At 65.3% G+C, this 20,110-nt stretch carries 19 protein-coding genes and 1 pseudogene; 4 read left to right on the forward strand and 16 right to left on the reverse strand.

From position 1 onward, the window contains the following. Positions 1-10: 10 nt before the first annotated feature. The 5 genes from BRAO375_RS13390 to cyoA are packed head-to-tail and all read right to left on the reverse strand — an operon-like array spanning position 11 to position 5,045. A complete protein-coding gene (locus tag BRAO375_RS13390) occupies positions 11-841 on the reverse strand; it encodes an SURF1 family protein (RefSeq protein ID WP_009028007.1) in 831 nt (276 codons plus the stop codon). Next, entirely contained in the window at positions 841-1,212 is a 372-nt protein-coding gene (cyoD, locus tag BRAO375_RS13395; protein ID WP_009028008.1) for a cytochrome o ubiquinol oxidase subunit IV, read from the reverse strand. The genes BRAO375_RS13390 and cyoD overlap by 1 nt, the downstream gene beginning before the upstream one ends. Then, positions 1,209-1,838 carry a cytochrome o ubiquinol oxidase subunit III gene (cyoC, locus tag BRAO375_RS13400; RefSeq protein ID WP_009028009.1) on the reverse strand — a complete coding sequence of 210 codons (630 nt, stop codon included), beginning with the start codon at positions 1,836-1,838 and terminating at the stop codon, positions 1,209-1,211. Before cyoC ends, cyoD begins: the two co-directional genes overlap by 4 nt. Continuing rightward, a complete protein-coding gene (gene cyoB / locus BRAO375_RS13405; RefSeq protein WP_009028010.1) occupies positions 1,835-3,844 on the reverse strand; it encodes a cytochrome o ubiquinol oxidase subunit I in 2,010 nt (669 codons plus the stop codon). The genes cyoC and cyoB overlap by 4 nt, the downstream gene beginning before the upstream one ends. A 25-nt stretch (positions 3,845-3,869) precedes the next feature. Further along, a complete protein-coding gene (gene cyoA / locus BRAO375_RS13410; RefSeq protein ID WP_009028011.1) occupies positions 3,870-5,045 on the reverse strand; it encodes a ubiquinol oxidase subunit II in 1,176 nt (391 codons plus the stop codon). 151 nt (positions 5,046-5,196) lie between these two features. Here cyoA and BRAO375_RS13415 point away from each other — a divergent pair, with 151 nt between their 5' ends. Continuing rightward, positions 5,197-6,504: an MFS transporter gene (locus tag BRAO375_RS13415; protein ID WP_009028012.1), complete on the forward strand. Its 1,308-nt coding sequence runs from the start codon at positions 5,197-5,199 to the stop codon at positions 6,502-6,504. A gap of 13 nt (positions 6,505-6,517) precedes the next feature. Here BRAO375_RS13415 and BRAO375_RS13420 read toward each other — a convergent pair whose 3' ends face one another. From BRAO375_RS13420 to BRAO375_RS13455, 9 genes and pseudogenes are all read right to left on the reverse strand, one after another. After that, entirely contained in the window at positions 6,518-8,230 is a 1,713-nt protein-coding gene (locus BRAO375_RS13420; protein WP_009028013.1) for a 2-hydroxyacyl-CoA lyase, read from the reverse strand. A gap of 28 nt (positions 8,231-8,258) precedes the next feature. Further along, a complete protein-coding gene (locus BRAO375_RS13425) occupies positions 8,259-8,921 on the reverse strand; it encodes an AEC family transporter (RefSeq protein WP_244423180.1) in 663 nt (220 codons plus the stop codon). Between the two features lie 82 nt (positions 8,922-9,003). Then, positions 9,004-9,198 (reverse strand): annotated as a pseudogene (locus tag BRAO375_RS38560) (AEC family transporter); the annotation flags it as partial. A 42-nt stretch (positions 9,199-9,240) separates the two neighbouring features. Continuing rightward, on the reverse strand, positions 9,241-10,791 hold the full coding sequence (locus tag BRAO375_RS13430) for an AMP-binding protein (protein ID WP_009028015.1): 1,551 nt from the start codon (positions 10,789-10,791) through the stop codon (positions 9,241-9,243). 90 nt (positions 10,792-10,881) lie between these two features. Next, entirely contained in the window at positions 10,882-10,977 is a 96-nt protein-coding gene (gene pqqA, locus BRAO375_RS38860) for a pyrroloquinoline quinone precursor peptide PqqA (RefSeq protein ID WP_009028016.1), read from the reverse strand. A gap of 135 nt (positions 10,978-11,112) precedes the next feature. Then, positions 11,113-11,745, reverse strand: a complete 633-nt coding sequence (locus tag BRAO375_RS13440) for a hypothetical protein (protein WP_009028017.1) — start codon at positions 11,743-11,745, stop codon at positions 11,113-11,115. Next, a complete protein-coding gene (locus tag BRAO375_RS13445; RefSeq protein ID WP_009028018.1) occupies positions 11,742-12,239 on the reverse strand; it encodes a c-type cytochrome in 498 nt (165 codons plus the stop codon). Before BRAO375_RS13445 ends, BRAO375_RS13440 begins: the two co-directional genes overlap by 4 nt. A 98-nt stretch (positions 12,240-12,337) precedes the next feature. Further along, positions 12,338-14,116: a PQQ-dependent dehydrogenase, methanol/ethanol family gene (locus BRAO375_RS13450; protein WP_009028019.1), complete on the reverse strand. Its 1,779-nt coding sequence runs from the start codon at positions 14,114-14,116 to the stop codon at positions 12,338-12,340. An 88-nt stretch (positions 14,117-14,204) separates the two neighbouring features. Continuing rightward, complete coding sequence (locus tag BRAO375_RS13455) at positions 14,205-14,618, reverse strand: copper chaperone PCu(A)C (protein WP_052536085.1); 414 nt, start codon at positions 14,616-14,618, stop codon at positions 14,205-14,207. 242 nt (positions 14,619-14,860) lie between these two features. On the opposite strand from BRAO375_RS13455, the gene BRAO375_RS13460 reads away from it, so the two are divergent. From BRAO375_RS13460 to BRAO375_RS13470, 3 genes are all read left to right on the forward strand, one after another. After that, positions 14,861-15,574 (forward strand): GntR family transcriptional regulator, encoded by a 714-nt coding sequence (locus BRAO375_RS13460; RefSeq protein WP_009028021.1) that lies wholly within the window; start codon positions 14,861-14,863, stop codon positions 15,572-15,574. 43 nt (positions 15,575-15,617) lie between these two features. Further along, complete coding sequence (locus BRAO375_RS13465; RefSeq protein ID WP_009028022.1) at positions 15,618-16,304, forward strand: GntR family transcriptional regulator; 687 nt, start codon at positions 15,618-15,620, stop codon at positions 16,302-16,304. 136 nt (positions 16,305-16,440) lie between these two features. After that, positions 16,441-17,301, forward strand: a complete 861-nt coding sequence (locus BRAO375_RS13470; protein ID WP_009028023.1) for a formate/nitrite transporter family protein — start codon at positions 16,441-16,443, stop codon at positions 17,299-17,301. Between the two features lie 11 nt (positions 17,302-17,312). Here the strand turns inward: BRAO375_RS13470 and BRAO375_RS13475 are convergent, their stop codons facing one another. Both BRAO375_RS13475 and BRAO375_RS13480 read right to left on the reverse strand, forming a co-directional pair. Continuing rightward, positions 17,313-18,677 carry a sensor histidine kinase gene (locus BRAO375_RS13475; RefSeq protein ID WP_009028024.1) on the reverse strand — a complete coding sequence of 455 codons (1,365 nt, stop codon included), beginning with the start codon at positions 18,675-18,677 and terminating at the stop codon, positions 17,313-17,315. Continuing rightward, the gene (locus tag BRAO375_RS13480) at positions 18,652-20,109 is read right to left on the reverse strand and encodes a sigma-54-dependent transcriptional regulator (protein ID WP_035640211.1); all 1,458 of its coding nucleotides are present in this window, start codon (positions 20,107-20,109) and stop codon (positions 18,652-18,654) included. Before BRAO375_RS13480 ends, BRAO375_RS13475 begins: the two co-directional genes overlap by 26 nt. Position 20,110 lies beyond the last annotated feature (1 nt).

The following is a 20,110-nucleotide window of genomic DNA, read 5'->3' on the forward strand; positions in this document are numbered from 1 at the left end:
CCGCGTCTGCTCACAATGGCGACGCCCCGCTCTTGCCGATGTCCCGCTGCCGTTGAGTCCATTCCGCATCCTGCGCTGTCGCCACCCTGGCATTGCCGCGCGCGCGGCGGAGCCGCTGCCCGCCGGCTGCGGCCAGCATCAGGGCCAATGTAAACCAGGTCAGCGCGTAAACCAGATGGTTGTTCGGAAACGCGATCACGGTCAGGCCACCGACCGGATAGCCGCCGGAATTGAACGTGGCGTCGGCATCGACGAAGAAGGGCGCGACGTCGGACAGGCCGCGCGCCGCCGCGATCGCCGCGACGTCACGTGAATACCAGCGATTGGTCTGGGGATCGTTGTAGCGCAAAAAGCCGCCGCCGGGTTCGGAGATACGCAGCAATCCGGTCACGGTGACCGGACCATCCGGGTTCCCGGCGCTGCGGCTCGCCGGATCGCGCCGCTCCGAGGGCACGAAGCCGCGGTTCACCAGCACGACACTGTCGGCCATCTGCAACGGCGTCAGCACCCAGTAGCCGGGCCCCTCGACCGTGAGCGCCTGGACCAGCGTCTCGCGGTCGTTGAGAAAGCGGCCACTCAAGGTCACCCGCTTGTATTCATCGTCGCTGCGATTGATCGTCGGCCACGCGGCGCGCTCGGGCAACGGCACCGGCGCGGCGTGAACGCGGCGCTCGACACGGTCGATCAGATCGAGCTTCCAGGCGCGGCGCTCGACCTGCCAGACGCCGAGCGCCAGCAGGATCACGACACACGCCACCCACGCCACGCCGATCGCGATCGTCGCCGGCCGCCACCCGCCCGGCGCGTCACTCTCCCCTGCCCCATCGGCAGGAGCTGACATCACGGCGTCGAACCCATCTCGTGCACCGGCATCATGTTGGTGGTCAGATGATGCATGACCCAGAGCGAACCCGAGAGCGCGATCACCACCATGATGATGGTGAAGATCAGCGCCATCATGGTCCAGCCACCCTCGGCCTTGGTGTTCATGTGCAGGAAGAAGATCATGTGGACGACGACCTGCACGGCCGCGAACGCCATGATGATGAGCGCCGTCACCTGCTTGTCGAGCGAGCCGTTCATGACCAGCAGGAACGGGATCGCGGTCAGGACGACCGAAAGGCCGAAGCCGATCAGCTGGCCCTGTCGCGTGCCGGCATGATCGTCGGCCGAGTGGTGTGCGTCCGCGTGGGCGTGGACATCCGAGCTCATCGCAGCATTCCCATCAGATAGACGAAGGTGAAGACCCCGATCCAGATCACGTCGAGGAAGTGCCAGAACATGCTGAGGCAGACCAAGCGGCGGCGGTTGGCCTCGATCAGGCCGAAGCGCTTGACCTGCACCATCAGGGTGACCAGCCAGACCAGGCCGAACGTCACGTGCAGGCCGTGGGTTCCAACCAGGGTGAAGAACGACGACAGGAAGGCGCTGCGCTGCGGCGTCGCGCCCTCATGGATCATGTGCGCGAACTCGGTCAGCTCGATGCCGAGGAAGGCGAGGCCGAACAGGCCGGTCACCACGAGCCACGCCTGCATCGCACCGACGCGGTTCTGCTGCATTGACAGCATCGCGAAGCCGTAGGTCAGCGACGACAGCAGCAGGAACGAGGTGTTGACCGCCACCAGCGACAGGTCGAACAGGTCCTTCGGCGCCGGGCCAGCGGCATATTTGGTACCGAGCACGCCATAGACGGCGAACAGGATCGCAAAGATGAGGCAGTCGCTCATCAGATAGATCCAGAAGCCGAGCATCGTGCTGCTGCCTTCCGGGTGGTCGTGCTCGTCGACGACGTAGAAGACCGGCTCGCCGGCCTTCATGGTGCCTGCTGCGATCGTCATGACTTGGCTCCTGCCGCGAGCAGCTCGGTGCGGGCGCGCTCGACGCTCACGACCTCATCGGCGGGGATATGGAAGCTGCGGTGATAGTTGAAGGTGTGGCCGATCGCGACCGCCAGCAGCGCGGCGAAGCTGCCGGCCGCCATCCACCACATGTACCAGATCAGGCCGAACGCCATCGTCGTGCTGAGGCCCGCCAGGATCACGCCGGTGCCGCTGTTGCTCGGCATGTGAATCGCCTTGAAGCCTGTAAGCGGACGGACGTAGCCGCGGCGCTTCATATCCCACCACGCGTCATTGTCGTGAATGACCGGCGTAAAGGCGAAGTTATAGGCCGGCGGCGGCGATGACGTCGCCCACTCCAGGGTGCGCGCATCCCAGGGATCGCCGGTGGTGTCGACAAGCTGTTCGCGGCGCAGCACGCTGACGGCGATCTGGATCAGGAAGCTGGCGATACCCAAGAGGATCATGAACGCGCCGATGCCGGCGATGATGAACCAGATCTGCAGGCTCGGATCATCGAAGGTGCGCAGGCGCCGCGTCACGCCCATCAGGCCGAGCACGTAGAGCGGCATGAAGGCGAAGTAGAAGCCGACGGTCCAGAACCAGAACGACATCTTGCCCCAGAACGGATCGAGCTTGAAGCCGAACGCCTTTGGGAACCAGTAGGCGATGCCGGCGAACAGGCCGAACAGCACGCCGCCGATGATCACGTTGTGGAAATGCGCGACCAGGAACAGGCTGTTGTGCAGCACGAAGTCGGCCGGCGGCACCGCGAGCAGCACGCCGGTCATACCGCCGATCACGAAGGTCAGCATGAAGGCGACCGTCCACATCATCGGCAGCTCGAAGCGGATGCGGCCGCGATACATCGTGAACAGCCAGTTGAACATCTTCGCGCCCGTCGGGATCGAGATGATCATCGTGGTGATGCCGAAGAACGAATTCACGCTGGCGCCGGAGCCCATGGTGAAGAAATGGTGCAGCCAGACGAGATAAGAGAGGATGGTGATGACGACGGTGGCGTAGACCATCGAGGTGTAGCCGAACAGCCGCTTGCCCGAGAAGGTCGAGGTGACTTCGGAGAAGATGCCGAACGCCGGCAGGATCAGGATGTAGACCTCCGGATGGCCCCAGATCCAGATGAGGTTGACATACATCATCGGATCGCCGCCGAAATCATTGGTGAAGAAGTTGGTGCCGACGTAGCGGTCGAGCGACAGCAGCGCCAGCACCGCGGTCAGCACCGGGAAGGAGGCGACGATCAGCACGTTGGTGCACAGCGAGGTCCAGGTGAACACCGGCATCTTCATCATGGTCATGCCGGGCGCCCGCATCTTGACGATCGTGCAGATCAGGTTGACGCCGGATAACAGCGTCCCGACGCCGGCCACCTGCAGGGCCCAGATGTAATAGTCGACGCCGACATCCGGACTGTAGGACAGGTTCGACAGCGGCGGATAAGCGAGCCAGCCGGTGCGCGCGAACTCGCCGACGAACAGCGAGCACATCACCAGCACGGCGCCCGCCGTGGTCATCCAGAAGCTGAAATTGTTGAGGAACGGAAACGACACGTCGCGCGCGCCGATCTGCAGCGGCACGACGTAGTTCATCAGGCCGGTGACCAGCGGCATCGCCACGAAGAAGATCATGATCACGCCGTGCGCCGTGAACACCTGATCATAGTGGTGCGAATTGAGATAGCCCTCGGAGCCGTTGAAGGCGATCGCCTGCTGCAGGCGCATCATCAGCGCGTCGGCGAAGCCGCGCAGCAGCATGACGATGCCGAGCACCATGTACATGATGCCGATGCGCTTGTGGTCGACCGTGGTGAACCACTCCTTCCAGAGATAGCCCCACAGGCGGAAATAGGTCAGTGCGCCCAGCAGCGCGAGGCCGCCGAGCGCGACCATCGCGAAGGTGCCGACGATGATCGGCTCGTGCAGCGGCAGCGACTCCAGGGTCAGCCGGCCGAAGATGAGCTTGGTGAGATTGGCAGTGTCGAACATGATGTGATCCTCGCGAATCCGAACGTCAGGAATTCGACTTGGAGGTCGGCAACGGGATGAACGATGCCTTGGAAGGCCGCATCAGGCCGGGCCGTTCCAGCCCGCGACCCTGCAGCGGCGTCCAGTCGAGCGGTGCCAGAACGGTGGGCGAGGAGTCCTCGGCCATGCGCGTGACCTGGTCGCCCGGCAGGCAGACGCCACCGGCGACGAAGCTCGGCTCGGCGCCGAACACGGCGCCGCGGCCGGCGAACTTGTCATAGGCGAGCGGCAGCGTGTTGCGGACACCGGCCATGCCCATGCCGCCCTTGGCGTCGATCGCCATCATCTCGCTCATGCACATCTTGCCGGTCTCGACGCACATGTTGAGGATGGCGCGGAACAGGTCGTTGTCGACGGAGGCGTAGTAGCGCACCGGCTCGTTGGCGCTCGGGCGCTCCAAGGTCAGATATTCCGGCTTGCCCAGCGAATTGCCGCTGGCCTTGGCGTTCTCGACCCAGCTCGAAAACTCCGCATCCGACAGGCCGTGGAAGGCGAAGCGCATGCCGGAGAAGCCGGCACCGCTGTAGTTCGCCGAGAAGCCGCGATAGACGCCGGGCTTGTTGATGACCGCGTGCAGCCGGCTCTGCATGCCCGGCATCGCATAGATCTGACCGGCGAGTGCCGGAATATAGAACGAGTTCATCACGGAGGACGAGGTGATGCGGAAATCCAGCGGCCGGTTCACGGGCGCGGCGAGCTCGTTGAGGCTGGCGATGCCGTATTCGGGATAGATGAACAGCCACTTCCAATCGAGCGCCACGACGTTGACCTCGAGCGGCTTGTCCTGCGGCGTCACCGCGCGATCCGCCGAGATGCGGCCGAGCGTCCGATAGGGATCGAGCAGATGCGTGCCCATCCAGGTCACGGCGCCCAGGCAGATGATGATCAGCAGCGGGGCGGCCCAGATCAACAGCTCCAGCTGGGTCGAATGGTCCCAATCCGGCGTGTACGTCGCGGACTGGTTGGACTGGCGGTAGCGCCAGGCGATCATGGCGGTGGCCACCATCACCGGGACCACGATCAGCAGCATCAGCACGGTGGCGATGATCACGAGATCGCGCTGCTGGGCGGCGACGTCACCGGAGGGCGAAAGCACCACCAGATTGCAGCCGCCGAGCGCGAGGCCCAGCGGTAGCAGAGCCAATATCTTCCAGTAACGCACGATTGACCTCGTCGAAGCACGGATCTCTGAACAAGGCCTCACGTAGCGACCGGACGTCACGCCCAACATTGGACAATTTGTCCAATACCGGACCAAGCCCCGGGCAGACATTTACGGGCTCAAATAGAGTGCGAGAGGACTGCGAGCAGCGATGACACAGGCAGCGGCCATGGACGACGAGACCGATCTCTCCCGCAGGCATGAGGCGAACCCGGGCGAGATCGCGATCGGGGTCATCATCGGCCGCACGTCAGAGTTCTTCGACTTCTTCGTCTACGCCATCGCCTCGGTGATCGTGTTTCCGCGGCTGGTCTTCCCGTTCGCCGACGAGCTGACGCAGACGCTGTATTCCTTCGCGCTGTTCGCGCTGGCCTTCATCGCCCGGCCGTTCGGCAGCGTGATCTTCATGGCGATCGACCGCCGCTACGGCAAGAGCGCCAAGCTGATCATCGCGCTGTTCCTGCTGGGCACCTCGACCGTCGCGATCGCCTTCCTGCCGAGCTATTACACCGTGGGCGCCGGCGCGATCTGGCTGCTGGCGCTGGCGCGCATCGGACAGGGCCTCGCCTGGGGCGGCGCGTGGGACGGACTCGCCTCGCTACTCGCGATGAACGCGCCGGAGCATCAGCGCGGCTGGTATGCGATGATCCCGCAGCTCGGCGCGCCGCTCGGGCTTATCGTCGCCAGCACGCTGTTCGCCTTCTTCGTCGGCCATCTCTCGGCGGCGGACTTCTTCGACTGGGGCTGGCGCTATCCGTTCTTCGTGGCGTTCGCCATCAATGTCGTGGCGCTGTTCGCGCGGCTGCGCATGGTGGTGACGCCCGAATATGACGAGCTGTTCCACTCCCGTGAACTGCAGCCGGCCAGCGTCGCCAACACCATCCGTCACGAGGGCCGCAACATCGTGATCGGCGCGTTCGCACCGCTGGCGAGCTTCGCGCTGTTCCACATGGTCACCGTGTTTCCGCTGTCCTGGGTGTTCCTGTTCACCAAGGAGACGCCGGCGCGCTTCCTAGTCATCGAGGCCGTCGGCGCGGTGTTCGGCGTTGTCGCGATCATCGCCTCCGGCATGCTCGCCGACCGCATCGGCCGCAAGTCGCTCTTGATCGGCTCGGCGATCGCGATCGCGGTGTTCTCCGGCTTCGCGCCGCAGCTGCTCGACGCCGGCCCGGTCGGCGAGACCGTCTACATGGTGCTCGGCTTCATTCTGCTCGGCCTGTCGTTCGGCCAGTCCTCGGGTGCGATCGCCGCCAACTTCGCCCGCACCTATCGCTACACGGCGTCCGCACTGACGGCGGATCTGGCGTGGCTGTTCGGCGCGGGATTTGCGCCGCTCGCGGCGCTGTTGCTGGCGTCGTATTTCGGCCTGCTGTCGGCCGGCGGCTATCTGCTGTCGGGCGCGGTATGCACATTGCTCGCGCTGTGGCTGAGCGCGCCAAGGCAGCTGCAGCAGACGTAAAGACGCGAGCGGCTCACGAGCCCCGCCATTTCCGCTCCGCCTCGTCCCACGCCGCCAGCGGCTGCAGGTCCGGCACCCACGCCAACCCAGTCTTGGCATCCGACGACACCGCCTCCGGCGTCACGACCATGTCGAGCAGCGCCGGGCGATTGGCCAGCGCGCGCTCGATCGCAGGGCCCAACTGCTCCTCCGTCTCGACGCGCTCGGCATGCATGCCGAAGGCGCGGGCCATGGCGGCGTGATCGGCGAATTGCAGTTTCGTGCCGACGACCTTGCCATGCGTGACCGTCTGGTCATGCACCTCGATCTGCCAGGCGCCGTTGTTGGCGACGACGATCAGCACCGGGGCCTTATGGCGCACGGCCGTATCCACCTCGATTGCATTGAAGCCGAACGCGCCGTCGCCGGTCGCGACCACCACCGGCTTGTCGGGACAAGCGAGGCTCGCCGCGATGCCATAGGGCACGCCGATTCCGATGCAGCCGAACGGGCCGGGATCGAGCATCACGGGCGCGCTGAGGCCGACGCGGGCGAATGAAAGGAAGTCGCCGCCATCGGTGATGACCACGGCGTCGTGGCCGATCGCCTCCTGCACCGCTGACAAGACCCGGTTCGGATGCAAGCGTCCGTCCGAGCCGGACGCCGCCGTCGCCATGCTCTGCTTCAGCTTGGCGGCGCGCTCCTGATGCGCCGCGCGGAGCTTGCTCGCCCACTGGCGGTCGACGGCCGATTCGCGATTGCCCGCGAGCGCTACGATCGCGCGGAGCGTCTCGGCTGGCGACGCCAGGATCTCGGCCGCGCCTCGCCGATTGTCGCGCAGCTCGCTGGCCGTATCGCTGATGCGTACGAACTTCGCATCCTTGAACACGGCGGGCGAGCCGTAGGCGAGCTGGAAGTCGAGCTTTCGTCCGACCGTGAGCACCACATCGGCATCGCCCATCACGGCGCCGCGCATCGCACCGACCACGGAGGGGTGATCGTCAGGCACGAGGCCCCTGCTCTCGCCGGTGTCGAGGTAAACAGCGCCGAGCCGGTCGAGCAAGCCGATCAGCTCCGGTCCGGCACCGCGCGCGCCGCGACCGGAGATGACGAGCACGCGCCGGGCCGACCACAGCAGCTCAACGGCCTTCTCGACCTCGGCCGGATCCGGCCGCATCGCCGCGCGCGGCTTCGGCGCGAGATGCTCCTCGAGCTGCAGCGCCTTCGGGACGAGCCCGCGCAACGTATCGACCGGAAAATCGATGAACACCGGTCCGGGCTCGCCGCCATCGCCGAACGCGCGCGAAATCGCTTCGTCGAGTTCCTGCAGAACCAACGAGGGCTCGCGCACGGTGCGGGCATAGCGGGTGATCGAGCGCACCAGCTGGGTGTGATCCATGTCCTGCAGGCCGCCGCGATTCTCTTGCGGCCGCGGGTTGCCGCCCGACATGACCAGCACCGGGGCGCGCGAAACGTGGGCATTGGCGATGCCCGTGATCGCATTGGTCATGCCGGGTCCCGCGGTGACCAGGGCGACGCCGAGCTCGCCGGTCAGCTCCGCATGCGCCTGCGCCATGTGGACGGCTGCGCGCTCGTCGCGCACGTCGATGATCTGGATGCCCTCGGCGTCGAGCCGCATCCAGATCGGCATGATATGGCCCCCGCATAGCGCGAACACGCGGCCAACGCCGCGGCGCTTCAGCAGGCGGGCGATCAGGGCGGCGGCACTGTCGGGAGAGATTGTCATCGGACCACTCCGGTGGACGAGATTGCGATCAGCCCGGCGCCAGCCAGGCCACGAGCAGCGAGACCGTGAGGACTGCAAAGATGTGCGAGACGAGGATCGCGCCCGAGGTGACACCGGCTTCGAGGCCGTAGAGCTTGGCGATCGTGAACGGCCCTGAGCCGATCGGCAGCGCGCTGAGGATGACGGCCGAATGCGACCACAGCGGCGGCATCGCGAACACATGGAAGGCGAACAGCGCGGTCACCGCCGGCTGCATCACGAGCTTCAGCGCGACAAGAATGGCGATCGATGTCGCGTCGTGCGTGACGACGCGCTCCTGCGCCAAGAAGAGACCGATGCAGACCAGTGCCGCTGGCGAGGCCGCGCCGCCGAGCAAGGTCGTGAAGCTCATGAACGGCGCCGGCAGCGCGAAGCCGCTGAGCCCCACTGCGAGCCCGGCCACAGGTGCGATGAACAGCGGGCTGGTCAGCAGCGAGCGCGCGACCTTGGCGATGGTCGCCCCGAGCGTCGCGCCCTTCTGCAGATCCATTTCGACCATGACGATGGCGAACAGGAACAGCACGCAGGCCGTGAACAGCGTCGCGATGATCGAGGCCGGCGCGCTGTCGGGACCGAACACCAGCAGGCACATCGGAATGCCCATGAAGCCGACATTGCTGTAGCCCGCGTCCAGTCCCCTCGATGCTGGCATTCGCAACACGGCGACCGCGCAGCCGGCTGATGATGAACCCGGTCGCAAACGTCGCGGCGATGCCGCCGCAGAACGCGCCGATGAATCCGAACTGGCTGACCTGCTCGACGCCGATCCTGGACATCGCCGTGAAGATCAGCGCCGGCAGCGCCAGGTAGACGGCGAAGCGGTTGAGATTGTCGGTCGCGGTGCGATCGAACACACCGAAGCGTCCACACAGGAAGCCGGTGAGGATCAGCGCGAAGATGGGAAGAGCGGAATTGAGAACGGCCTGCATCGCAGCTAACTATCAGACTGCAGCGCATCGCAGCCACTCACCTTACGAAAATCTCTTCTTCAATTCGCGATGCAGGATCTTGCCGGTGGCGTTGCGCGGCATCTCGGCATCGGTGATGAAGGCGTAGCTTCGCGGCCGCTTGAAGCCGGCGAGACGCTCCTTCGCCCAATCGACCAGCTCGCACTCCCTCAGGGTCATGCCGTCGCGCGGCACGATCACCGCATGGACGCGTTCGCCCCATTTATCGTCGGGCAGGCCGATCACGGCGATGTCCTTGACACCGGGATGCGCGCCGACCAGCGCCTCGACCTCGGAGGGGTAGATGTTCTCGCCGCCGGAGATGATCATGTTGCTCTTGCGGTCGGCAAGATGGATGTAGCCGTCGGCGTCGCGGCGCGCCATGTCGCCGACGGAGCAGTAATCCCCGCGGAACGCCTCTTTCGTCTTTTCCGGCAGCCGCCAATAGCAGTCGAAGGTATGCGCGTTGGAGGAATAGAGCTCGCCCGCCTCACCGTCCGGCACCTCATTGCCGGCCTCGTCGAGGATGCGGATCGGCGCGGCGCCGACGCATTCGCGGCCCACCGAGCCGAGCTTGGTGAACTGCTCGTGCGGATGCAGCATCGTCACCCAGCCGGTCTCGGTGGCGCCATAGAGTTCGTACAGACTCGACTTCGGGAACATCTCCATCACCTCGCGCTTGGTCTCCGGGCGCGCCGGCGCCGAGGAGATCATGAGCTTGGTGACCGCGCTGAAATCGTGCTGCGCGCGGACCGCGCGCGGCAGGTCGAGCATCATGATGTAATGCGTCGGGACCAGCGAGGTGAAGGTCGAGCCGCCGTCGGCCAGCGTCGATACCGCGTGCTCGGGATCAAAACTCTTGCGCGAATAGATCGAATTGACGCCGCCGATATAGCCGAACGCGCCGAAGAAGTTCAGCGAGTTGGCATGGCACATCGGCATGACCAGCAGCGTGCCGTCGTTGCGGCTGAGCTTCAGCTCGATCTCGGTCACCATCGACAGCAGCACAGCGCTGCGATGACTGCGCAGCACGCCCTTGGGCTTGCCGGTCGTGCCCGACGTGTACATCAGCGTCCAGGGATCGGACAGCGCGACCTGCTGGTCCGGCTCGCGCGACGACGCCGCCGCAATGATGTCTTCATAGCCGCGATAGCCGGCCGGACGCGGCCTCGTGCCGAAGTGGATGAAGCGGTCGTCCGCGATACCGAGATCCTTGCGCGTCTCTTCGACCAGACCGACGAGTTCGTCCTGGACGATGACGGCGGCCGCTTCGGCGTTCTGGACGATGAACTGCACCTCCGGCGCGGTCAGGCGGAAGTTGATCGGCAGCGCGACCAAGCCGGCCTTGGCGGTCGCCGCGTAGATCTCGCACCATTCGGCACAGTTGTAGGCGAGGATCGCGACGCGATCGCCCTTGGCGAGACCGAGGCCGAGCAGCGCGTTAGCCAGCCGGCAGGCGCGCTCGTTCCACAGCGCAAAGCTCATCGCGCGCTCGAGGTCGCGGGCACCGGTGCGCTCCGGCGACATGCGGGCGTGAGCGGACAGCATCTGACCGAAGTTCAAGAGATCTCTCACTGTCGGCTCCTCCCTGCCCCTTACGGCCGGTGAATTGCAGTCTCGACGCGTGGCAGCGACAACGAACCGAAGCCGCTGCCACGGGTCACGTCAGCTCTTGCGCTCGGCCTTCCGGCTCGCGCAGGCGTACATGTTGATTTCCATGCCGACGGGGACTTCGACGATCTTGGGGGCAGTCCAGCTCATGCTCGTTCTCCCGGAGAGGATGATCATCGCCGCGCAACCGACGGCCGCCTGCATCTCCGGCAACTCTCCGCACCCGGCGATCGCAGGCATGACACGCAAACCTCGCCACATTGGGCGATACACGGAATGGCTCGATCAGTTCGTCTGCTTGGTAATTCGGACCAGGGTCTGGTCGACGAAGCTCTTGATGTCCTGATCCGGCTTGCGAAACAGCTCGCGCTCAACCGTCAGCATCCGGCCCGGGATGTTCTTCTTGCAGACCTCTCGCAGGAAAACGCCGCCCACCGGCTGCTCGCCCGCCGTGGGCTGCAGCTCCTTGCAGTCCCAACCGTCAGCGCCATAGCGCGACTTCACCTGGTTGCCGAGCAGGAACGCCTTCTTGCGGATGTAGAGCCGCGCCTTTGGATCGGTCTCGATGTTGAGTCCGGACACCGTGGCCTTGTCGTCGATCACAGCCGTGAGCAGCACCGGGTGGCCGGCGACCTTGGTGCCGTCTTGGCTGGTTTCGGGATCGAACTCGAAGCGCACCGCGCGCCGCCCCTGCTCATCGGCCGGACAGTCGCGCCAGCCCGACCATGCATCGAGCTTGCGGTCTGGCGCCCCGGCGCAGCTGAGGTTGACATAGCCTTCGTTCGGCAGGTTGCCGACCGGCATGCCGACGGTGATGTCCCTGAGATCGTAGCTCGGCACGGCCTGCGCGGAGGCGGAGTGCATGACGAAGGTCAGCAGCAGTGTCGCGAAGATCGCAATGCAGGTGGAGCATTTCATCTCGATGGCTCGCTTGCAGGCTGGGTCGCATGGGCCTTGTAGATGTCGCAGACGCGCGAGGTGTTGCCGAAGAAGGCGGTGCACTCGTCGTAGGTCGGCTCGCCCCGTCCCTTGATGTGCGCGAGCACGTAGTCCGCGACCGCCTCGATATCATTGGGACGCAGGAAGGTGCCGCCCTCCGGGGGCATGCGCTCGCCGACATCCTGGCGATTCATCTCGTAGCACTTGGTCGTGTCGTAGGAGCCACGCGCGAAATACGGCATGCCCGTCCCCGGGCGTCCGCAGGTGACGGTCTCGATGATGTGCTGACGGTCGAGCTCGGTCTTGCGCAGCGACAGCGCATCGCCGCCATAACCGCCGCCGCCATTGCCATGCCATTTGTGGCAGCCGACGCAGTTGGCGCGCTTGAACACCGCCTTGCCTGCCTCGGTCGGATCGGTAGGCGCAGCAGACTGAGCCGAAGCGAGCGAGCTGGAGAAAAGAACGAAAGCCAACGCTGCCGCGGACGTGATCGCACTGAATTTCATCTGATCTTCTTTTCAAACGCGAAAACGGGAGGAGCGGAGGCCGAGGCCTCCGCTCCCTGATCGACTTACAGCGCGAAGACGTAGAGCATCGAGCCGGGCTGGATCTTCTTCAGTTCGGGCGTGGCTTCGATGAACCACTTGTCCCAGGCGCCGCCGAGACCGACGAGGATTGCGACATATTGCTTGCCGTCGACCATGAAGGTCACGGGAGGCGCGTTGACGCCGCCGCCGGTGTTGAACTCCCACAGCTTCTGCAGCGTCTTGGCATCGAGCGCCATCACCTCGCCCGAGGGCTGGCCGGTGAAGACGAGATCGGGCGTCGACAGCATGCCGCCGAGATTCGGGAACGGCGTCTCCATCTTGCCGGCGATCTTGCCGGTGGTGACGTCGATCGCGGTCACGCTACCCGTGATCTTGAACGGCTGGCTCGGCCCGCCGCCGGTCCAGAACTCGCGCGGCTTCAGCTTGTCCTTGGTCGCCTCCTCGACGGTGATCCGATTGCAGCTCTCGATCACCGGGATGTACCAGAGCTTCAGATCCGGATTGTACGAGGTCGGCGGCCAGTTCTTGCCGCCCATGTTGCCGGGACAGATGTCCGCGACCTTGTTCTCGCGATGCGGCGTCACCGACGCGTTGTAGCGCTGCACCGGGTTCTTCGGATCATACTCGATCGGCTTGCCGGTCTCGGGATCGAGGCCCTTGGTCCAGGTCACCTTCTTCACGAACGGCAGGCCCCACAGGAACTTGCCGTTGGTGCGGTCGATCGCATAGGCGAAGCCGTTGCGGTCCGCCTCCAACGCAAGCTTCTGGACCTGTCCGTTCGGCGTGGGCACGTCGACGAGGACGTTCTCGGCGACGCTGTCATAGTCATACGGATCGTTCGGCGTGTGCTGGTAGTGCCACTTGATCTTGCCGGTGTTGGCATCGAGCGCCAGCGAACTGTCGGTGTAGAGGTTGTCGCCCGGACGATAGGCGTTGTCCCAGTCCGGACCGGGGTTGCCGACGCCCCAGATGATGGTGTCGGTTGCCGGGTCGTAGGTGCCGGTTACCCAGGTCGAGCCGCCGCCGGCCGCAGCCGCATCGTTGCTGTCCTTCCAGGTCTCGCTGCCGGGCTCGCCCTTGGCCGGAATGGTGTGGGTGCGCCAGACTTCCTTCTGCGTGCCGAGATCGGTCGCAGCGATCCAGCCGCGGATGCCGTATTCGGCGCCCGCGACGCCTGAGATCGCCATGTTCTTTACGATCAGCGGCGCGCCGGTGATGACCTCGCCCTTGTCGGGATCGGCGACCTGGCGCTGCCAGGCGACTTGCCCGGTTTCCTTGTTGGTCGCGATCAGACGGCCGTCGAGCGTGTGCGAGACGACGAGATTGCCCCACAGCGCGACGCCGCGGTTGTCGACGCCGCAGCAGGCGATCGCGCCGGCCCAGTCATGGTCCGTCTTCGGATCCATCTTCCAGACCAGTTGGCCTTTGCCGCCGCGCGCATCGATCTTGTAGACCGAGCCCCAGCCGTCGGTGACGTAGATCATGCCGTTCTCGACGATCGGCGTGCCCTCGAGACCGCCATGGCTCCAGATGCCGCCGCCCTCGACGCCGCCGAGATGCATGGTCCAGGCGACCTTGAGGTTCTTGACGGTGTCCTTGTTGATCTCCTTCAGCGTGGAGAAGCGTGTGCCCGAATAATTCTTGTGATGGTGCAGCCAATTGCCGGCTTCCTTGTCGGCATTCAGCAAGCGCTCCGGCGTCATCTCGTCGGCGGCCTGCGCCGGCGCGGCAAGATTGAAACAGGCAAAGGCGGCGCTGGCCAGCAGCACCGCCCGCAGGGTTGTCCTGACGTTGATCCTCATCGTTTCCTACTCCCGTCTTGATGATGCGTTCGAACGAAAACCGCTCCGCCAACCGCGCAGCGAAACGGCAGCAGTCGACAAACAAGCTTCAGGGGGACTTGCGAACCTCGACCTCCGTTTCGATGGATCCTGCCTTCTGAAACACGATGGTGCATGTGAAGCGCTTGCCGGGCTCGAGCGGCTCCCGCGTCTGCAGCAGCATCACGTGATAGGCGGTCGGCAGCAGCACCAGCGTGCTGCCCGCGGCGATCGGAATATTGGGGATGGAGCGCATTGCCGGTGCGCCTTCGCCGCGGTCGACGGTGTGGCGCTCGGAAAAATTGGCGATCGGACAACGCACGCGCATCAACGCTTCGGGCGCCGAGGTCTCGTTCTTGATCGTGAGAGACAGAGGAATGTCGCGACCGACTTCGGGTGCTGCCGGCACCCAGGCATCGGACAGGCTCAAACCTTCTCCGGGCGCAGCCAATGCAGGCGCGAACGCAAGGCATGACGCGAACATGGACGCCAATCTCGCGCGCCGCACCGCCGGCATGAGCCGGGAGTGCACGCTGCCCTCCGAGGGAGCCGAGCAGCATTGGTCGCGCTTCGAACGAGCCGGTTGATCCGACACCGACGCCCTCCCCGGAATATCGGAGCCGTTGAAGCCTGGCTCCTTATTTCTGAATTCGTACTCTGAATTCGAATTCGTCGCAAATGGATTTTCGCGTTCGGCGTGGTATTGTTCCCTTGAACGTGATGCCCATGCGAATCGTGCACCCTGCCCCCTCCCTGGTCGACCAGGTCGTCGAAGCGATCACTGACGAGATCGTCAGCGGCGTGCTGACGTCCGGCTCGCGACTGATTCAGGATGATCTCGCGCGGGCCTACGGCGTGTCGCGACAACCGGTTCAACAGGCGCTGATCCTGCTGCGCGGCTGCGGCCTGGTGCAGAGCGCGCCAGGACGCGGCCTCATCGTGGCGCCGCTCGACCCGGCCTTCGTCCGTGACCTGTACGAGATGCGCGCCGTGCTGGAAGGCCTGGCGGCTCGGCTCGCGGCCGAGCGAGCCAGCGAACGCGCCGCGCATGAAGGCCCGGCCTATATCGCTGCCGGCCATGAGGCGGTCAAAAGCGGCCTGGTCAGCCGCAAAATCGAGAGTGACATCGCCTTCCACCGCTTCCTGAGCGGCCTCTCAGGCAACACGCTGATCGACGAGACGATGGCGCCGCATTGGCCGTACCTGAAGCGGGTGATGTCCGACGTGCTGCAGAAGGAGCAGAGCATGTCCCGGACGGTCTGGGACGAGCATGAGGACATTCTCGCAGCCATTATCGAGGGGCGCAGCGCCGAGGCCGAGCGGCTGAGCCGCGATCACATTGCGCGCGCGGCGGCAGTCTTCATCCATCATCTGGAAGCGCAGCAGGGCGACAGGCCGAAGCAGCGGCGCACGCTCGCTGGACGAAAGACGACGCTATGACGGATCGGACACGCGACATTCCCGATCTGACGCAGGAGGTCGCGTGCCGCCGCTGAAGGCCCAGCCGAACCTGACCGAGCGCGTCTACCAGCGCATCCTCTCCGACATCGTCGGCGGCGAGTTGCCGGAGTCCGCGCGGTTGATCCAGGACGATCTGGCGCGCGACCTCGGCGTCTCGCGTCAGCCGGTCCAGCAGGCACTGCTGCTGTTGCGCAACCAGGGATTCGTGCGCGACGCGCCGGGCCGCGGGCTCGAGGTCGCGCCGATCGACACCGACTTCATCCGCAATCTCTATGAAATCCGTGCCGTCGCCGAAGGCCTCGCCTGCGGACTCGCAGCGACCCGCGGCGCCGAGCGCGCGGCCGAGGAAGGTCCCAGGCTGATCGCGGAAGGCCGCCGTGCGGAGCGCGAGCACTCTGTCGAGAAGCTGATCGAGGCGGATGTGAAGTTTCACGAGTTCCTCTACGAGATCTCGGGCAACTCGGTGATCCAGGACACGACCCAGCCGCATTGGCTGCATCTGCGCCGGCTGATGGGCGAGGTGCTGATGCGCGACGAGACGCCGCGGCGGATCTGGGATCAGCACGAGGACATCCTCAACGCGGTGATCTCGGGCGACGCGCACAAGGCCGAGGACCTCGCCCGCCAGCACATCACGCGAACCGCCACGGTGTTGCTGGCGCGGCTGTCGAAGCAGCGCGACCGCGTGCCAGTCGCAACGCCGTCCTGACGCACTCCGCCGCGCCGGCGATCAGGAACTTCGCTGTCCGGTCGAACGTTCTGGCTAAAGCGAGATCTTCATCTCCAGATCTTGGATCTTCAAGGAGCGTCGGCAGCCGCCCACGCCAGCCGACGGATCATCCGACGTGAGCAGCAAGGCAACCGCACCGACGTTCAGCCCCGCCGCTGACATCGAGGGCGTCTCGGACCAGCAACGGCAGGAGATCAAGGCGCAGAGCCGGCCCAACGCGGCGCTGATCCACGAGACCATTCGCGCCGAAGGCGAGAGCGAGCTCGAGCGGCGCTGGTGGGCGATCTTGTTGTCGGGCCTCGCCGCGGGCCTGTCGATGAGCCTGTCGCTGATCGTCCAAGGCGAGTTTCACGCCTTCGTTTCCGACGAATCGGTGCGACGGCTGTTCGCGCCGCTCGGCTACACCGCAGGCTTTCTCGTCGTGGTGCTCGGCCGGCAGCAGCTGTTCACCGAGAACACGCTGACGCCGATCCTGCCGCTGCTGCATCATCGCGATCTGAAGACGCTCGGCCAGGTCGCCCGGTTGTGGGGTCTCGTGCTGACAGCCAATGTCGTGGGGACGTGGGCTGCGGCCGCTGCGCTGGCTCATACCGACGTATTCGAACCGCGGATCATCGACGCCTTCACCGAGATCAGCCGCCACACGATCGACGGGCCGTTCTCAACCACCTTCATGCGCGCCATCTTCGCCGGCTGGCTGATCGCGCTGATGGCTTGGCTGTTGCCGGCGATCCGCAGCGCCCGCCCACACATCGTCATCATCATGACCTATCTGGTCGCGCTGGGACAATTCGCGCACATCGTAGCCGGATCGGTCGAGTGCGCCTTTCTCGTGCTGAAGGGCGAGGCCTCGCTGGCCGACTATGTCGGCGTCTTTTTCGTCCCGACCCTGCTCGGCAATGTCGTCGGCGGAACGACCCTGGTGGCTCTCCTCAACTACGGCCAGGTCGCAGCCGAACTGGATCAGGATTCCTGACGACCAGCGCCTCAGGCCGCAGGCAGCGCGAATGAGAACGTGGCGCCCCCCTGGGGTTCGTTGCTCACGACCAGCTCGCCGCCATGCTCGCGGACGATGCCGTAGCTGATCCAGAGCCCGAGCCCCGTCCCCTCCCCGACGCGCTTGGTCGTGAAGAACGGCTCGAAGATGTGGCTGAGATGGTCCTTGTCGATGCCCGGACCATTGTCGGTGATCCGGAACGCAATCTCGCTGCCCTGACGCGAGGCCGCGACGACGAGACGCGGCAGCTCGGTCGATCGCATCGCATCGATCGCATTCTCGACCAGATTGACGATCACCTGATGCAGCTGGCCCTCATTGCCGGAGATCCACAGATCCGGCTCGACCTCGATCTGGATATCGACACGATGCTGCTTGGTGCGGCCGGCCCACAGCACGGCCGTGTTGATCAGCCGCTCGATGTTGACGCGCTCGACCTCGCCGAGCTTGGAGAACGACAGGCGCCGCAGGTTCTTGACGATCTCGCTGATCCGCACCGCGCCCTCCAGCGTGCCTTCGATCAGCGGTCCGAAATCCTCCAGGATGGCGTCGATGCGCAGGTCGTTGCGCAAGGCGGCGGCCTCGTCGGAGAGCGGCTGCTCGTGGACCGCGTCGAGGTAGCCGACCAGCGCGGTCCGGTAGCGCATCAAGGTGTGAACGTTGCCGTAGACAAAGCTGATCGGATTGTTGAGCTCGTGCGCGACGCCGGCGACGAGGCGGCCGAGGCTCGCCATCTTCTCCTGCTCGACGAGCTGCCGCTGCGCCCGCTGCAGCTCCTGATGCGCCTTGTGCAGCGCCTCGTAGGCGCGACGCAGCTCGCCGATCGGACGGCCTGTCAGCACCACACCGATAAACCGGCCGCGATGATCGTGGCGCGGCGAGCTGTTGATCGCGAACAGGTCGGAGCTGACCCCATCCGCGACAAATCGCAGCTCGCCATCGACCACCTCGGCGCTGCTGCGCGGCTTCAGGAGCGCCGCGAGTTTGCTGCGGTGATCGAGGTCGATCATCTCGGCGAGGTTGCGTCCGGCGATCTCGTCAAGGGTGCGGCCAGACGTCCGCTGGAACGCCGAGTTGGCCTGCTGCACGTGCCCCCGCGCGTCGCAGACGACGAGAATGTCAGAGACCGACTCGATGACATTGGTGACGAAGGCCTGGGCCTCCTCGAGCTCCGCATTCTTGTGCTCGAGGTCAACCTCGTAGCGCAGCAGGTCGGAATAGACCTCGTCCATCTTGCGGATCACTTCGATCCACACGCCCTCGCGCTCGCTGTCGAACTCCAGCGTGCTGCTGCTCGCGATCAGCTTCAGCAGCGTGTCGGCGCCGGATTCAGGAGAGTGCGTGGCCTTTGCCATTTTTCTTCAGATCGTATCTCGACAGCTTGTTGCGGAGGCCGACCCGGGACAGGCCGAGCTCGCTCGCGACGCGGCTGATGTTACCCTCGTATTTTTCGAGGCAGCTGACAATGATCGTCTTTTCGAGATCCTCGACCCGGTCCTTGAGGCTGCCGCTGCCGTTCAGCTTGCCGTTGACGGCGGCGGGTGCCGTGCGGCGGGCGCTGCGGCGACCCGCGAACGGCGTGCAGCGCAGCTCGTCGGCATCGGCGAGCACGGCCATGCGCTGGATCTCGTTCTGCAGCTCGCGGACATTGCCCGGCCAGTGGTATTTCGAGAACTCCTCCAGCGCCGCCGGCGCGAACCGCAGATGCGGTCGGTTGAACGAGGTCTTCACCGCGGACAGCACGCCCTCGGCGATCAGCGGAATGTCCATGGGACGCTCGCGCAGCGAGGGCATATGCACCGGGAACGCGGCGAGCCGATAATACAGGTCGCGTCGGAAGCGGCCGGCCTCGACCTCGGCTTCCAGGTCGCGATTGGTGGCGGCGACCACGCGGACATCGACCTTGCGCACGCGCTGCGCGCCGAGCGGCCGGATCTCGCTCTCCTGCAGCACGCGCAGAAGTTTGACCTGGAACGCCGGCGAGGTCTCGCCGATCTCGTCGAGGAAGATGGTGCCGCCGTCGGCGACCTCGAACAGGCCGATGCGGTCCTGATAGGCGCCGGTGAAGGCGCCCTTCTTGCAGCCGAACAGCTCGCTCTCCAGCAACTCGTCCGGCAGCGCGCCGCAGTTCTCGACCACGAAGGCCTTGCTGGCGCGGCCCGAGCCGTAATGGATCGCGCGCGCCAGCAGCTCCTTGCCGGTGCCGGACTCGCCGGTGATGAGCACGGAGATGTCGTAGTCCGCCGCCCGGCGGCCGAGCTCGATCACATTGCGCATCGGGCTTGCCGCCGAATGCACGATGCGGTCGAAATCATACAGCCTCTTCGCCGCGCCGCGTTTGACCGAGACGACCTTCTTGATGTGATCGGGCGTTGCCTTGACGTCGACGCCGGCGGTTTCGGTCTCCTTCTGCAGCCGATAGAGCTGCACCGCTTCGCGCACGATCTCGATCAGGCGATCCGGCTGCCAGGGCTTTGTAATATACTGGTAGATCCCGGCCTCGTTGAGGCCGGCGATGATGTCCTCGGAATCCGAATAGCCGGAAATGATCATCCGGACAGGGTCGGGCCACATCTCGCGGACGCGCTTCAAGAAGCTGACGCCGGATTCCTGCGGCATGCGCTGGTCGCAGATCACCGCATGCACGATCTCGCCTTCGAGCAGCTTCTCGGCATCGGCGGTGTTGCCGGCGCACAGCACTTCGAAGTCCTGGTTGAGGACGCGGCGCAGCGCCTCCTGCGACCGGACTTCGTCGTCGACGACCAATATGGTTCCCTGAATTCCCATG

The organism is Bradyrhizobium sp. ORS 375 (genome assembly GCF_000239775.1).
In the GTDB taxonomy this organism is placed as follows: Bacteria; Pseudomonadota; Alphaproteobacteria; order Rhizobiales; family Xanthobacteraceae; genus Bradyrhizobium.